Annotated in this window: 13 protein-coding genes; 8 read left to right on the forward strand and 5 right to left on the reverse strand. The window is 48.1% G+C overall.

The window, feature by feature from the left end; genetic code table 11:
- Window positions 1–15: 15 nt before the first annotated feature.
- The 3 genes from IEW74_RS01765 to IEW74_RS17480 all read left to right on the forward strand — a co-directional run bounded on the left by IEW74_RS01765 (window position 16) and on the right by IEW74_RS17480 (window position 2,390).
- Window positions 16–1,215 carry an aminotransferase class I/II-fold pyridoxal phosphate-dependent enzyme gene (locus IEW74_RS01765; protein WP_188660588.1) on the forward strand — a complete coding sequence of 400 codons (1,200 nt, stop codon included), beginning with the start codon at window positions 16–18 and terminating at the stop codon, window positions 1,213–1,215.
- A gap of 96 nt (window positions 1,216–1,311) precedes the next feature.
- Window positions 1,312–2,199, forward strand: coding sequence for a DMT family transporter (locus IEW74_RS01770; protein ID WP_188660590.1), 888 nt, complete (start codon window positions 1,312–1,314; stop codon window positions 2,197–2,199).
- Window positions 2,200–2,264: 65 nt separating this feature from the next.
- Window positions 2,265–2,390 (forward strand): hypothetical protein, encoded by a 126-nt coding sequence (locus tag IEW74_RS17480; RefSeq protein ID WP_268233794.1) that lies wholly within the window; start codon window positions 2,265–2,267, stop codon window positions 2,388–2,390.
- 66 nt (window positions 2,391–2,456) lie between these two features.
- Here IEW74_RS17480 and trpS read toward each other — a convergent pair whose 3' ends face one another.
- The 3 genes from trpS to murJ form a co-directional block, all read right to left on the reverse strand.
- Window positions 2,457–3,455 (reverse strand): tryptophan--tRNA ligase, encoded by a 999-nt coding sequence (gene trpS, locus IEW74_RS01775; RefSeq protein WP_188660593.1) that lies wholly within the window; start codon window positions 3,453–3,455, stop codon window positions 2,457–2,459.
- A gap of 109 nt (window positions 3,456–3,564) precedes the next feature.
- Window positions 3,565–5,964: a methyl-accepting chemotaxis protein gene (locus IEW74_RS01780; protein WP_188660596.1), complete on the reverse strand. Its 2,400-nt coding sequence runs from the start codon at window positions 5,962–5,964 to the stop codon at window positions 3,565–3,567.
- Window positions 5,965–6,141: 177 nt separating this feature from the next.
- Complete coding sequence (gene murJ, locus IEW74_RS01785) at window positions 6,142–7,689, reverse strand: murein biosynthesis integral membrane protein MurJ (RefSeq protein WP_188660599.1); 1,548 nt, start codon at window positions 7,687–7,689, stop codon at window positions 6,142–6,144.
- 160 nt (window positions 7,690–7,849) lie between these two features.
- On the opposite strand from murJ, the gene IEW74_RS01790 reads away from it, so the two are divergent.
- The 4 genes from IEW74_RS01790 to IEW74_RS01805 all read left to right on the forward strand — a co-directional run bounded on the left by IEW74_RS01790 (window position 7,850) and on the right by IEW74_RS01805 (window position 11,932).
- Entirely contained in the window at window positions 7,850–8,389 is a 540-nt protein-coding gene (locus IEW74_RS01790; protein ID WP_188660602.1) for an aspartate 1-decarboxylase, read from the forward strand.
- Between the two features lie 317 nt (window positions 8,390–8,706).
- Entirely contained in the window at window positions 8,707–9,297 is a 591-nt protein-coding gene (locus IEW74_RS01795; protein WP_188660606.1) for a hypothetical protein, read from the forward strand.
- Window positions 9,298–9,401: 104 nt separating this feature from the next.
- On the forward strand, window positions 9,402–10,649 hold the full coding sequence (locus IEW74_RS01800; RefSeq protein WP_188660608.1) for a GGDEF domain-containing response regulator: 1,248 nt from the start codon (window positions 9,402–9,404) through the stop codon (window positions 10,647–10,649).
- Between the two features lie 17 nt (window positions 10,650–10,666).
- The gene (locus tag IEW74_RS01805) at window positions 10,667–11,932 is read left to right on the forward strand and encodes a diguanylate cyclase (RefSeq protein ID WP_188660611.1); all 1,266 of its coding nucleotides are present in this window, start codon (window positions 10,667–10,669) and stop codon (window positions 11,930–11,932) included.
- 4 nt (window positions 11,933–11,936) lie between these two features.
- Here IEW74_RS01805 and IEW74_RS01810 read toward each other — a convergent pair whose 3' ends face one another.
- Entirely contained in the window at window positions 11,937–12,635 is a 699-nt protein-coding gene (locus IEW74_RS01810) for a helix-turn-helix transcriptional regulator (protein ID WP_229734205.1), read from the reverse strand.
- 92 nt (window positions 12,636–12,727) lie between these two features.
- Here IEW74_RS01810 and IEW74_RS01815 point away from each other — a divergent pair, with 92 nt between their 5' ends.
- The gene (locus IEW74_RS01815) at window positions 12,728–13,120 is read left to right on the forward strand and encodes an SRPBCC family protein (protein WP_188660613.1); all 393 of its coding nucleotides are present in this window, start codon (window positions 12,728–12,730) and stop codon (window positions 13,118–13,120) included.
- Window positions 13,121–13,183: 63 nt separating this feature from the next.
- Here the strand turns inward: IEW74_RS01815 and lpdA are convergent, their stop codons facing one another.
- The gene (gene lpdA / locus IEW74_RS01820) at window positions 13,184–14,587 is read right to left on the reverse strand and encodes a dihydrolipoyl dehydrogenase (protein ID WP_188660616.1); all 1,404 of its coding nucleotides are present in this window, start codon (window positions 14,585–14,587) and stop codon (window positions 13,184–13,186) included.
- Window positions 14,588–14,620 lie beyond the last annotated feature (33 nt).

Here is a 14,620-nt window from a genome sequence, read left to right on the forward strand (position 1 = left end):
TAAAAGGTTATCGTCATGGTGAATTCTTCTTTATCCCTGCTGAGCGACTATCCATTCCAGCGCTTGCGCGATCTGTTGGATCATCACGACACACCGGCCGATCTTGCCCCCCTCACCATGTCGATCGGGGAACCGCAACACCAACCGCCGGCCTTGTTGCAAGATGCTGTAAACGCACACGCGCATCTCTGGAATAAATATCCCCCTATTGCGGGGACACCGGAACTCAATCAGGCCATCGTGGGTTTTTTAAACCGTCGATATAATCTGAAAGACGATTTCCTCAATCTTGAAAACGTATTGCCCGTCTGCGGCACACGCGAAGCCTTGTTCATGGTTGGCAATCTGATGATTGAACGCGCCGCCAAGGGGGAAGAAAAGCCCCTCGTACTGGTTCCCAATCCGTTCTATCAGGTCTATGTCGGGGCGGCCGTGATGAACGAAGCCACCCCCGTCTATCTCCCTGCCGGGCCGGAAAATGGGTTTATGCCCGATCTGGATGCGGTTTCGGATGAAACATGGGCCAAAACCACTTTGCTGTTCCTCTGTTCACCAGGTAACCCGCAAGGCATGGTCGCTGATATCGATTATCTGCGTCACGCCCTGAGCTTGGCGCGCAAACATGATTTCACGCTGTTGATGGATGAATGTTACGCCGAACTTTATGATGGAGAAAAACCGCGCGGGGCCTTGGAAGTGGCACAGGAAACTGGATCCCTTAAGAACTTGCTGGTTTTTCATTCCCTTTCTAAACGATCCAGCGCAGCCGGTCTCAGGTCCGGTTTTGTTGCAGGGGATCCGGCCTTGATCAAGGCCTTCATTGGCTTGCGCAATTATGGCGGGGCTTCTCTGCCTCTGCCCTTGCAAGCCGCCAGTACCGCCTTGTGGAACGATGATGACCACGTTGTTGAAAATCGCCGCCTTTATAAAATGAAAATCGATGCTGCCGAACACCATCTGGGAAACCGTCTGGGTTTTTATCGTCCCGCAGGCGGGTTTTTCTTATGGCTGGATGTCCGCGAACGTTGGGCCAATGGCGAAGACGCCGCGCTTGAAATCTGGCAAAAATGCGCGGTTCGTATCCTGCCCGGTGAATATCTCGCCAAAACAGATGACAGCGGTGAAAATCCCGGTACAGCCTATATCCGCGTGGCTCTTGTACATGAACAAGACATTGTGGACGAAGCTTTCAAACGCATTGCCGCTATTCTCTAATCTAAGCAGTAACCACAGTTGCTTTTTATCCGCTCAGCTCATAGCGTAAGGGGCCTGAGCACAGTCTTTTTTCTATTTATAATCCGTAGGCCCATCGTGTTGAGAACCCTGACCCATCCCTACATTTTACTGAGCCTCGCCGTCCTGTTCTGGGCGGGCAATTCAGTTGTCGGGCGGGCTTATGCAACCGATCTGCCGCCTGTTGCGATGGTCTTTTGGCGTTGGGTCATTGCGGCCCTTGTTCTTCTGCCGATCTGCCTGAAACATTTTTTGCGCGATTTCCATATTATTCGGGCTAATCTGCCTTATATCGCCGTTCAGGGACTTCTGAGTATTTCGGCTTTCAACACGTTGCTATACTGGGGTTTGCATTACACCACGGTGGTCAATACCTCGCTTATTCAGGCTGGAATGCCAGTGGCAACCCTGTTCTTTTCCATCCTGATTTTGAAAAAAGGCATCAGCAAGCTTGCCGGTATCGGTATTGCCCTGTCTATGATCGGGGTAAGCTGGGTCATTACACAAGGTGACCTTGCCACCTTGGCCCAATTGGAATTGAACCCCGGTGATTTGTTAATCCTCATCGCGGTTTTTGTCTGGTCAATCTATTCGGTTTTATTGGCCAAGGCACCAACCGGCCTTTCCCGCCTTGCCTTTACATTGGCGATGGTCTTGTGCGGTGTCATCGTCCTTTTGCCCGCCTATGGCTGGGAACTGTCCACAGGGGCCACGTTTGAGCTCAACCAACATACCCTCATCGCCTTTGCCTATATCGGTCTTTTCCCGTCCGTTCTCTCTTTTTTGTGCTGGAACCGGGGGGTTGAACTGGTCGGGGCCAACACGGCCGGTGTTTTCCTCTACCTCATGCCCATATTCGGGGCAATATTGGGCATGATCCTTTTAGGCGAAGGGCTACAAAACTTCCATTTTGTCGGCATTGCCCTGATTGTCTGCGGGATCTGGCTATCCACACGCCAAAAATAACTCGACTTATTCACAATTTGCTAATATAAAGACTCTTTACAGACTGGCAAAATTTGGAGGGGCGTATGATCTGGAATCCACGCGATATCTTTGCCAAACTCTTAAGCGATGGCAATTTGCCTTTTTATGTCTTTGGCATGATTTTCCTGATTTTATTCATGGTTTTCGGACGCAGTCTTATTTTTGGCTGAGTTTTCAAACACAAAAAAGGCGGGAAACATATTTTCCCGCCTTTTTGTTAAATGAATTTTCATCAATTACGGCTGTAGAAAACCGACAACCTCTTTGACTTCTTTCAACACCGGTTCGGCCAAGGCACGTGCGCGTTCTGAGCCGTCATGCAGAATGGCATCTACCTGTGCCGGGTCATCCATATAACGCTGCATTTCCTGACTGATCGGGGACAGTTTATCCACGGCAACCTCGGTCAATGCCTTTTTGAAATCAGCAAAAGACTGACCACCATATTGGGCACAAACATCTTTGAGTTCCAGATCACTCAGGGCCGCATAGATGTTCATCAGATTTTTCGCTTCTGCGCGATCTTCGCACGCCTCAACCGTTTCCGGTACCGGCTGCGGATCGGTTTTGGCTTTGCGGATTTTCAAGGCGATTGTATCGGCATCATCCGTCATGCCAATGCGTGAATATTCCGACGGATCGGATTTCGACATTTTCTTTGTGCCGTCACGCAAGGACATCACCCGTGTCGCTGTCCCGAAAATCATCGGATCAGGCAGCGGGAAAACCTCTTTGCCAAAATCATTATTGAATTTTTGCGCAATATCACGGGCCAGCTCAAGATGCTGTTTCTGATCATCACCCACCGGCACATGCGTTGCCTTATAAAGCAAAATATCAGCGGCCATCAGGTTCGGATAGACATACAAACCGCAGGAGGCATTTTCCTTATGCTTGCCTGCTTTTTCCTTAAACTGCGTCATACGGTTTAGCCATCCAAGACGCGCAACGCAATTGAAGATCCAGCCCAGTTCCGCATGCCCGGAAACAGACGACTGGTTGAAAATAATATTGCGTTTAGGATCAACACCGGATGCCAGCATCCCGGCGGCAACTTCGCGCGTTGCACGGCGCAGGCTTTCCGGGTCTTGCCAGACAGTTATGGCATGCATATCCACAACACAGAAAATGCATTCATAATCGTTTTGCAATTTCACCCAGTTGCGAATGGCCCCAAGATAGTTGCCAAGTGTCAGGTTACCGGAAGGCTGAACGCCTGAAAAAATGCGATCCATTGGATGTGTCCCGCTTTCAAAAAAGTTTACAATGGGACGCTGTGGAGACGCCCCTGCTCAAAGAAGCAATTGTTATGCAATGCACGATGAACAGGGTCAAGATAAAGCGTTATTCCGCCGCATTTTGATAATCGGAAAAGGCAATAACATCGGAGCCACCCAGAATTTCGCTACGCAAATGATCCGCCCACATATTCATAACATAGCTCACGACATCTGCGCGTTCTTCCATATCCCCAACGAAACGAATGCGGGTTTTTGGCGATTGTGCCCCGCGCTTGCTGAGGATTTCGACCGTATATGTCCCGTCAATGCCGTCAATGCTGGCTTCATACTCTTCTGCAATGCGCACATCCAAGGCCGGAACCAGGGCAAAGCCGTTGTTGGAAATATCATGCAATTTAGAACGCAAAACCCCGCCCGGGCCTTTCAAGGTCACATTGATATTTTTCTTCATCACAAAAGCCTTGTCACTATCGTTCAAGGCATTCGATGCGGTACGGATTGCCGTATTCAAGGACATTTGCAGGCTTTCCACCATAGAAGACACATTTCTGGAGACCAAACCGAGGTTATCGCTTAACGCACGCACATCCTGCATTTCAGAAGAAGCGTTGTTTACTTGATGATTCAAACGTTCTGAAACCTTGAATGATTCCTGTATGCTGGTGGTGATTTGACGGGTCGCTGCACTTTGACCGTCCACACTGTGTGAAACCTCGCTGGAGATATTGGCCATATCATTGATAATGCCGTTAATCTCCTCAATCGATTTCACGCAATCACGGGTCACATTGCGTACACCGTTAATTTGCGTGGCAATTTGTGCCGTTGCCTTGGATGTTTGCGTTGCCAGTTGTTTCACTTCGGACGCCACAACGGCAAATCCTTTCCCGGCAATGCCAGCCCGTTCCGCCTCAATTGTCGCGTTTAAGGCCAGCATATTGGTTTGGGCGGCAATATCACTGATAATGGCAACCACGCTGCCGATATCATCGGTTGCCTTGCTCAAAACCTGTACAAAACGAGTGGAATTTTGTGCCTGTGTCATGGCGGTATCGGCAATATCGCGCTGTCGGCCCACTTTGGAAGAAATATCTTCAATACTCAGGGCCAGATTATCCGCCGCCTGTGCCACCTGTTGTGCCAAACTGTGTGCTTCCTGGGCCTCACGGGCCATGTCACCGGCCTGGGCTGACACCCGTTCAGCAGAACCCGACATCGTCCCGACCGCACGTGATAATTCCTTGGTATGATTGGCGACTTTTTCCAACACCACGCCAGTTTCCGATTCAATGGTATCGGCCATTGCAAACAGGGACGCACTGCGTTTTTCTTCTTCCTTCTTCTGATCTTCCAGACGTTGCTGGGTCAGATTTTCCACATCCAGTGCGTTTTGGCGGAAAATAACAACAGCTTTTGCCATCGTGCCAACCTCGTCCCGGCGTTGGCGGTCCACCACTTCAATCTCGGTATTGCCTTCGCCTAAAAGGCGCATATCCTGCGTCACCCGATGCAACGGTCCCAGAATGCTGCGCGATATCACAATCCCCAGTAAAACAGCAATGAGCGCAACAACACTCATTGTAAGGACATAACTGGTAATTGTGCTGGCAGAAGCCTCACTGACCGCAGATGTCGTCTGATTCTGTTCTTCAATGGCTGTGCGACGGATACTGTCGGCCATTGCCATTGTTTTTTCAATTTCACTACGATAGGCATTAAAAGAATTGATCAAACCCAGATTAGATCCCTGAAACTGTATATATCCCTGTTTCAACAGATCATTATCCCGACCTAAAAATTTCAAAGGCTTCAAATCCCGGCGCGACAGACCCTTCATTTCCGTTTTGGTTTCGCCTAGGGCATTATCCAGAGCGGTCGTTGCATTCCGGGCATTTTGTAAGGTCTTATCTGATGGTTTAATGGCATAGGTCATGGTTTCCACCAAAGCTTTTGCCGATGTCGTCATAATTTTATGCGCCATTAAAGAAAGGCCGGCATATTCCGGCTTTTCCAATGCAATCGTATCCAGTTTTTCCGACAGTTCGGGGGCCGATAGCGTCAGCTTATTCGCCCCCATCAAAATCATATCAGCCGAAGCCCCGATATTTTCAATCCGCAATAACAAAGAGCCAAGCGTTTCTTTATAGGCTTTGGAATATTGTGCCACTTTGTCGGAATCCGCCTGCTGGCCCTTTTCTGCCAAGTGACGAATAAAACGTTCTTCCGTTGCCTTGGTTGTCTCCAGCCGGCGATCTACAGTCGCACGATCCTGTGGCTTCTGTGACTGGGCATAAAGCAGAATCGCATCGGAAAGTTCCTGAAGACGCAATGCATATTCATTGGCCTCCCCGACAAGGGTAATCTTCTCGCCAATTGTTTCTGTCGATCCTGCCATTTCATCAAATTGAAAGGTTGCAAACGCCCCCAACCCCAGAAGCGCCATAATTAAAAAACCAAACCCGACATAGATACGATGGGCAATTGAAATACGATCAGAACTCATTCTATTCACCTTCAGCAGAGACTCGCCTTGTAACGACGGTTGCCCTACCTGATGGTCTCAGAGGATTCTTTTGTCAATTCAATAAGATAACTGAAAAAATAAGTTCATAAATGTGCAAAATAATTGCAATAAATACAATGATATGCAACCTGCAGCTATAGGGTTTGAACTATTGGCCTATTGTCTGCGCATCATGGATTTTACCTCGCTCCATCGTGCCGCACCGAATAAAAAGACACTGGCAAAATAAGACAGCAAACCAACCCCGACCAAAGCACATAAAGACAGGATTCGCAGGAGTTGCGATCCCACCAATTCAGCCTGTAACAACAGGGTCAATCCATACAAAGCCGCTGCCATGACCAGACAGGCGCCAACAATACGCCCTGCCCGGTTCTTCAGTCGGCTATCCAAGGTCAAATAACCGTTTTTGCGTAAAAAAATTGCCAATAATAACGTGTTGACCCATGCGGAAATCACCGTTGCCATCGCCAGACCGACATGCAAAAACGGTCCCATCAAAAGCAGGTTAAAGGCAATATTCACCACCATACACACCGCCGCAATTTTCACCGGGGTTTTCGTATTGCCCCGGGCAAAAAAGCCCGGTGTCAGTGCCTTGTTCAACACATAGGCAGGCAAACCCAAGGCATAGACAAACAGGGCCGCTGCGGTAGCTTGCGTGTCACTGGCGACAAATTCCTTGCGTTCAAACAGGATAGAAACAATCGGGTCCGCAATCACCATATAGGCCACAGCCGCCGGCAAGGTCAGCAGCAGGGAAAATTCCAAGGCCCGGTTCAGACTGTTCATCGCGCCGGTTTCATCACCGCCGCGTAACTGACGCGACATCATCGGTAAAAGGGCTGTGCCCACCGCGACCCCGACCACCCCCAACGGCAATTGATTGATCCGATCTGCGTAAAATAAAAAAGAAATGGATCCCGTTGGCAACAAGGTCGCAATGATCATATCGACCAGCATATTGATCTGATAAATCCCCGCACCGACAGCCCCCGGAATAATGCGCATCACCATTGTTTTCACATCCGCATTCCAGCGTGGCCAGCCCAGTTTTAGGCCCATTTTATTTTTTACAGCGTTCCAGAACATCCAGATAAACTGAATAATTCCGGCCCCGAACAACCCCCAGGCCAAGGCATGACCTGGTGTTTCCAGATAAGGGGTCAGGCCCAAAATGGCCCCGATCAGGCAAATGTTTAACAAAACGGGCGTGGCGGCAGCGGCAGCGAATTTATTAAGTGAATTCAGCACCCCGGCCATCAAGGAAACCAATGAGATAAATAATAAATAAGGAAAGGTGATTCTGGTCAGGTGAACCGCCAAATCAAATTTTGCCGGGTCATTCATAAAACCGGGGGCAAACAGACGCATCGCCCACGGCATGGAAAGTTCCATCACAATCAATAAGGCCAGCAAAACCCAAAAGAGAAAGGCAAAGGCCTGTTCGCCAAACGCCTTGGCAACCTTCGCACCATTTTCTTCTTCCAGTTTTCCGGCAAATAACGGCACAAAAGCCGCATTGAACGCCCCTTCGGCAAACAGGCGGCGAAAAACGTTGGGAAATTTAAACGCGATAAAAAACGCATCCGCAACCGGACCAGCCCCCAAGATGGCCGCAACCAGAATATCGCGGACAAAACCGAGAATACGGCTCAACATCGTAAAGCCGCCGACCGTCGCTATGGATCGCATCAATGCCATAAAATATCCCGCTCTATAAATTTATCCGCTTATATGGGTAGCGTCTGGAGAGTTAAAGAATATATAACTTCTGCGCTCAATATGCTAAAAAATGCTGGCTCGCAGGCTTAAAATCGTTATAAAGCCTGTACCTTTTTTTAAATGTTTAAGGCTGACGACTATGATGAAAGTTGTACGCGCCAAGTTACATGGCATTCGCGTCACCGGGGCTGACCTGAACTACCACGGTTCCATTACGCTGGACCCGGAACAGTGCGAACTGGCTGGTATTTACCCGATGGAATTCGTCGATATCTGGAATAAACAGAGCGGTGCACGCATTTCCACCTATGTCATCTATGGGGAACCGGGATCCAAATGCTGTATTCTCAATGGCGCGGCAGCGCGCACCTGTCAAAAAGGCGATGAAGTCATCATCTGTTCTGCCGATTACTGCAAACCGACTGACCTGTACGACCTGCAACCGACAATCCTGACGTATCTGCCCGACAACTCTGTTGACCAGATTTTGAAATATGATGTCTATCGCAGCGAAAAAATGGCCTACGATTTCCGCATTATCGATGCCAAAACCAACCAGATCGAAGATTGCCACACCTATCCGAACGTGGACATTAATTCCATTCGCAAGGACCTGAAAAAACGCGGTATGACCCCCAATGATATCGACGCCTTCATCGAAAAATATCTCATGCGCTAATCTCAAGCGATAGAGAACAACAAACACCTTTAAAAACCGTCATCGCGCACACTGCGGGCCTTCAATAAATCTTTCAAACATTCATACCGAATATGGTATGAAAGAAAGTAAGAGAGTTTTCAGGTTATTGACAAAGTGCTTTGGATAACTCGCCAAGCAAAAACCGTCATCCCGCATCAAGTGCAGGATCCATTTAAAATCAATGAGTTAAATATTGCTCATGCGATAAACATGGATCCCCGATCAGGGTCGGGGATGACAGTTTAGAGACTTTGTCAGCAGTCTGGTTTTCTCGATGGTTTTTAAAGGATAAAGGCGTGCCCCGTCATTCACAGCAAATCAACTTGGCCGCAAAGCTCGGTTTTTTACTGGGTTGGGGCTTTTTTGCCTTGGCTTTTCTTTTAGCCGCCGCCGAAGCCACGTTGGCCCGTCATAGTCTGTTTACCTCTGCAAACGATTTGTTGCTCACCCTTGCCCCCGGCAAATGGATTGCCTTCAAACATCATTATGATTCGGCCCTCTTAAAGTTTTTTATTGCCACGGTCCTGCAACTCCCCGGCTGGTTGCTCGCGGGATTGCCTGCTGGCTTACTGCTCTGGACCTGTCGCCCGCACCGTGAAGATATGGACCCGGATTTATATCACTCCCTCACCACCTTTGACCGTCTGGCAAAAATGGCAGAAGAAGACGGCGCACAGGATGATGACCCGACATTTCAGGAATATGATCCCCGCGATTACGACGACGACCTGCAAAAAGAAGACGTTGCCAACGCGCGTTCCTATATGAAAGACTGGTATCCTGAGAAAGTCGATGAACAAGATATGCCGACCCGGCCCAAAGGCCCACACGAACGCATGGATAGCGCGCGCGACAACTTAACCATTCCTTTCGACAAGCTGTCCTGACCCATTCTTCTTTCCATAACCCAACACAGAGTTATCAATTGCGAAGCAAGTAAAGTTTCGCTACCTTGAAAGAAGACCAAATAATAATTGAGTAGACATAAAAAATGGCCGAGATCCTATTGGTAGAAGATGCGAAATTTTTTCGCAATATCATAAAATCACAGATAGAAACCAAGTTCGGCTACAATGTGACGGCTGTCGAAACTTATAGCGAAGCTGTCGAACAACTGACCAACAGCAATAAACATTTTGATTTGGGACTTTTGGACCTCAATTTGCCCGATGCCCCTGATGGTGAAATTGTCGATATCGTAACGGGCATGGGTGTGCCATCCCTTATTTTTTCCGGTCATTTCAGCGAAGCCGTGCGCGATATGCTGGAACATCCCAGCGTGATCGACTATGTCGTTAAAGACAGCCCTGCCAGCCTGAACTACGTCCTTAATATGGTCGATCGTTATTTCAAAAACAGCACCTGTTGCGCCTTGGTTGTCGATGACTCGCGTGTCGCACTCAAGCATATGGAAACCTTGCTGAAACGCTTTAATTTCAAAGTGCTTTGTGCCAGCAAAGGCCATGAAGCCCTTAACGTTTTCAACGAAAACCCCGATATTCGCCTCATCATCTGCGACTACAATATGCCGGATATGCAGGGTACCGAGCTTTGTAAATTAATCCGGGCGCAAAAAAACCGTGATCAGGTTTGTATTATCGGGGTATCGGCATATGGCAACCAGACCCTGTCGGCACAATTTTTAAAAGCCGGGGCGAGTGATTTTCTCGTCAAACCCTTTCTCACTGAAGAATTTTTCTGCCGTATCACCTTGAATATGGATGCTTTGGAAAAGGTGCATAAACTGGATGAACTTGTCCATACCGATTTGGTTAGCCAGCTAAAAAACCGCCGTTTTCTGGAAGAAGAATATGAGAGAACCTGTCAAACGGCCGAAACAAATAACCTGTCTCTCGCCTGCGCCTTTTTTGAACTTGATGATTTCAAAGCCTTTAACGAGTCTCACGGCAATGATGGCGGTGATGCTATCCTGTTTATGATGGCGCGGGAATTTGAACGTCATTTCAACCGGACCTCCCCACTCGTCGTGCGCTACAGCGGCAGCCAGTTCTGCTTCTTATGCGCAACCGACCAACCCAATAATTTTGTTGAAGAAATGCAAACTCTGCACCGCCATATCATCAACCGTGACTTTCGGTTTGGAAAACAGCATCTGAGCGTCGATGTCAGCGGTATGCTCTGTATTGCCTCACCCGGTAAATATGCAGATCTTCTTGATGATACAAAACGCACTCTTGAAAGCCAAGCCGCCCGTAAAGGCTGCTTTGTCACCGCATAGACGCAGGCCATAACTTTATGACAGATTTCGACAAAAAAATTGATATTCTCCTCGTGGAAGATGCGAAATTTTATCGCAGCGTTCTCAAAAGCCAGTTGGAGAAAGAACTCAACTGCAATGTGTTTTGCGCTGAAACCTTCAAACAGGCCACCACCATTTTAAAAGAACGCGGAAATACCTTTTTCCTGGCCCTGCTTGATTTGAACTTACCCGATGCCCCCAACGGGGAAATCGTCGAATACGTCATCTCGCAGCCTATCCCGTCTATTGTTTTTTCCGGTCATTTCAACGAGGAAATTCGCGATGACCTGATGCAAAAAAACATTATCGATTATGTCGTCAAAGACAGCCCTGCCAGCATTGAATATGTCATTTCAACGGTGAAACGCATCTACCTCAACCAATTTATTAAAGTTTTGCTGGTTGATGATTCCAAAACAGCCCGATATCAGATGCGCGGACTGCTTCATCGGTATAAATTTCAGGTTTTAGAGGCTTTTGATGGTCTGGAAGCCCTGAAAGTTCTTGATGCAAACCCCGATATTATGATGGTTATTACAGATTATAACATGCCGAACCTTGATGGGTTTGAACTGACCAAAAAAATCCGTACACATTATTCAAAGCGTGAATTATCGATCGTTGGGGTTTCAACTTACGGCAACCATGCTCTTTCAGCAAAATTCATTAAGATCGGTGCCAATGATTTCATTACCAAACCTTTCTTGAACGAAGAATTTTTCTGTCGCATTTCCCAGAACATTGAAATGCTGGAATATATCAATGCCCTCAAAGACTCACTGATCACCGATTATTTAACGGGCGTTCGCAACCGACGTTATTTGTACGACCGTGGCCAGGAAATGTTCAAAGAAGCCCAAAAAAGTGACGGTTATTTGATTGCTGCCATGATTGATGTGGACCATTTCAAACAAATCAATGACAGTTTCGGCCATGATGCCGGAGATTTTGTCTTAACGGCTGTTGCCAAGAAAATTGATCACTATTTCAAAAACAAAGGGGTCGTCGCCCGCTTCGGTGGCGAAGAATTCTGTGTCTTGATGTATCGCGAGGATACCGAAGATGTTATCGAAACCTTCGAAACCCTGCGCGATGTCATTGCAGAAACGATCTTCACCTACGAATACCACGAACTGAGCGTACAAATCAGTGTCGGTATTACGTGGCAATCCACCGAAAGTCTGGATGATTTAATCAATCTTTCTGATCGCTTCCTATACGATGCGAAGAAAAGCGGGCGCAATTGCGTCCATGCGGGATAATTTTCTATTTGCCCAATTCATCACAATGAACGCCATTTCGATAATCATTCAAACCTTTTCCCGGTTCATCGCGAAAACGATCTGTCAAAATCTGCAATTCTTGGATGCGGTCAATTCGGAAATTCCGAAAATCACGGCGCAGCTCACACCAACCGCACAATAACCAAATCGGGCCGAGGAAAATCATCGCCAAGGGGCGAACAGTGCGCACCGATGTCTGTTTCCTTTCATCCACATAGTCAATTTCAATTTTATATTTCTCCCGAATCGCCAGCCGCAATGCAGAGAAATCAACCGTCCACGGGACATGAATGGCACTTTGAAAGGAAAACAGGGCCGTTCCATGCAGCTTTTCAAGGGAGGGGGCAGGCAAGGCATTTTTGATTTTATCCAAGGCACTGCGCGCCGAACGCCCCATTCGATCATCTGTCCAGTTACAAACCATCGCCATCCCTAAAACCAGACTTTCGATCTCTTCAATATCAAAGCTCAGCGGCGGTAAATGGTAGCCTGCGTCCAAAATATAGCCGACACCGGCCTCACCTGAAATTGGCACACCGCTGCGCATCAATTCCTGAATATCGCGATAAATCGTGCGCACACTGACTTCACATTCCTGCGCAATATAGTCAGCCGTCACCGCCCCACGGCGCCCTTGTAACAAGGTGGTGATTTTTATCAGACGTTCGGTTCGTTTCATCATTTTTACACTTTAGCACAAGTCTCCTGACAGCTAGATGTCAGGAGTATGGCAGTAAGATAAGAACAGTTCAACTCGTACAGAAGGAGTTCAAAATGTACGTCAACTCTAAGTCTCTCACTGTGAATGTCAGTGCGGAAAAATTGTTTAACTTTCTCTCAACACCGGAAAATTTGCCCAAATGGGCCATCAATTATTGTCACTCCATTCAAAAAGACGGCGATGTTTATCGCATTCACGGCCCGATGGGGGAAAGTTATTTCCATATCAAAGCCGATGCACAAAGCGGTGTGATTGATATGTATGGCGGTTCAAGCAAGGATACACTGCATCCTTTCCCATCCCGTGTTGTAACACTGCCGGATGGTTCCGCCCACTTGACGATGACCTGCGTGATGATGGAAGACCTGAGCGAAGACGACATTAAAAAACTGGAACAGTCTTTCGCTGAAGAATTTGACATGCTGCGCCAACAGGTCACGGCATAAAAACAAAAACGGCGTACCTTCCAAAAGAGAGTACGCCGTTTCTTGTATTTCTAAGCTGATGACTTAGGCATGCAAAGCGCGTTTATCACACGCCAAAGCCGCTTCTTTCACCGCTTCGGGTAAGCCCGGATGACCGTGGCATGTCCGTGCAATATCTTCGCTGGACCCGCCAAATTCCATTGCCTGTACAACTTCCTGAATCAGATCACCGCCGGACGGGCCAATGATATGGGCGCCCAGAACACGATCCGTTTTCTTGTCTGCCAGAATTTTGACAAAGCCTTCACTGTCGCCATTGGCCAACGCACGACCATTGGCCTGGAAGGGGAACTTGCCAACTTTATATTCGATCCCGTCTGCTTTCAGACCTTCTTCCGTACGGCCCACGCTTGCGATTTCCGGGTGCGTGTAAACAATACCCGGAATAACATCATAGTTTACATGACCGGATTGACCTGCCAGCATTTCAGCAACCGCAACGCCTTCTTCTTCGGCTTTGTGCGCCAGCATCAAACCGCCGATAACGTCACCAACCGCAAAGATCCCGGCAACATTGGTTTGCAAATCGTGATCTACTTTGACAAAGCCGCGCTCGTCCATTTCAACGCCGACTTCCGCCAAACCGAGGTTATCGGTATAAGGGCGACGACCGATGGAAACAAGGCAGGCATCGACCTTAAGTTCTTCTGCATCTCCGCCTTTGGCCGGTTCCATTGTCAGGGTAACAGATGTTTTGGTTTTCTTCGCAGCCGTGACCTTGGTCGCCAGTTTGAAATTCAAACCTTGTTTTTTCAAGATACGTTGGGCTTGTTTGCGGACTTCACCATCCATACCGGGCAGGATTTGATCCATAAATTCAATAACCGTGACCTCTGCGCCCAGACGGTTCCAGACGGAACCCAGTTCGAGACCGATCACCCCACCGCCGATAACAGCAAGCTTTTTCGGGACTTTGCGCAATTCCATTGCCCCGGTTGATGACATCATAACTTTTTCGTCAATTTCCAAAAACGGCAAGGATGCCACATCAGATCCGGTTGCGATCACGATGTTTTCCGTCTTCAAAACGTCTTCACCGCCCGCATTCAAAGAAACAGTTACTTCATCAGCCGCCGTAACTTTGCCTTCACCCACAAGGTATTTGACCTTGTTCTTTTTCATCAGGAACTCAACGCCTTGCGTCAATTGTTTCACAACCGCTTCTTTACGGTCGATCATTTTATCCAGATCAAGTTTCGGCGTGACGTTAATGCCGTGTTCCGCCATTTCATGGGCGGCCATTTCATAAAGATGCGTGGATTGCAGCAAGGCCTTGGCCGGAATACAGCCCACATTCAAACAAGTTCCGCCCAGACTGCCGCGTTTTTCCACAATAGCTGTTTTCAAACCCAGTTGTGCAGCACGAATGGCGCAGACATATCCACCGGGGCCACCGCCGATGACAACAACGTCAAAATTATCGCTCATATCGATCTCATTCCTTTGTCTTGTAATACAGTA

The organism is Terasakiella brassicae (assembly GCF_014641495.1).
Taxonomy (GTDB): domain Bacteria; phylum Pseudomonadota; class Alphaproteobacteria; order Rhodospirillales; family Terasakiellaceae; genus Terasakiella; species Terasakiella brassicae.

Coding starts and splice junctions, on each gene's coding strand:
- IEW74_RS01800 (WP_188660608.1), top strand. CDS start 9,402: ATGGCCGAGATCCTATTGGTAGAAGATGCGAAATTTTTTCGCAATATC.
- murJ (WP_188660599.1), bottom strand. CDS start 7,689: ATGGCATTGATGCGATCCATAGCGACGGTCGGCGGCTTTACGATGTTG.
- IEW74_RS01815 (WP_188660613.1), top strand. CDS start 12,728: ATGTACGTCAACTCTAAGTCTCTCACTGTGAATGTCAGTGCGGAAAAA.
- IEW74_RS01780 (WP_188660596.1), bottom strand. CDS start 5,964: ATGAGTTCTGATCGTATTTCAATTGCCCATCGTATCTATGTCGGGTTT.
- trpS (WP_188660593.1), bottom strand. CDS start 3,455: ATGGATCGCATTTTTTCAGGCGTTCAGCCTTCCGGTAACCTGACACTT.
- IEW74_RS01810 (WP_229734205.1), bottom strand. CDS start 12,635: ATGATGAAACGAACCGAACGTCTGATAAAAATCACCACCTTGTTACAA.
- IEW74_RS01805 (WP_188660611.1), top strand. CDS start 10,667: ATGACAGATTTCGACAAAAAAATTGATATTCTCCTCGTGGAAGATGCG.
- IEW74_RS17480 (WP_268233794.1), top strand. CDS start 2,265: ATGATCTGGAATCCACGCGATATCTTTGCCAAACTCTTAAGCGATGGC.
- IEW74_RS01765 (WP_188660588.1), top strand. CDS start 16: ATGGTGAATTCTTCTTTATCCCTGCTGAGCGACTATCCATTCCAGCGC.
- IEW74_RS01790 (WP_188660602.1), top strand. CDS start 7,850: ATGATGAAAGTTGTACGCGCCAAGTTACATGGCATTCGCGTCACCGGG.
- lpdA (WP_188660616.1), bottom strand. CDS start 14,587: ATGAGCGATAATTTTGACGTTGTTGTCATCGGCGGTGGCCCCGGTGGA.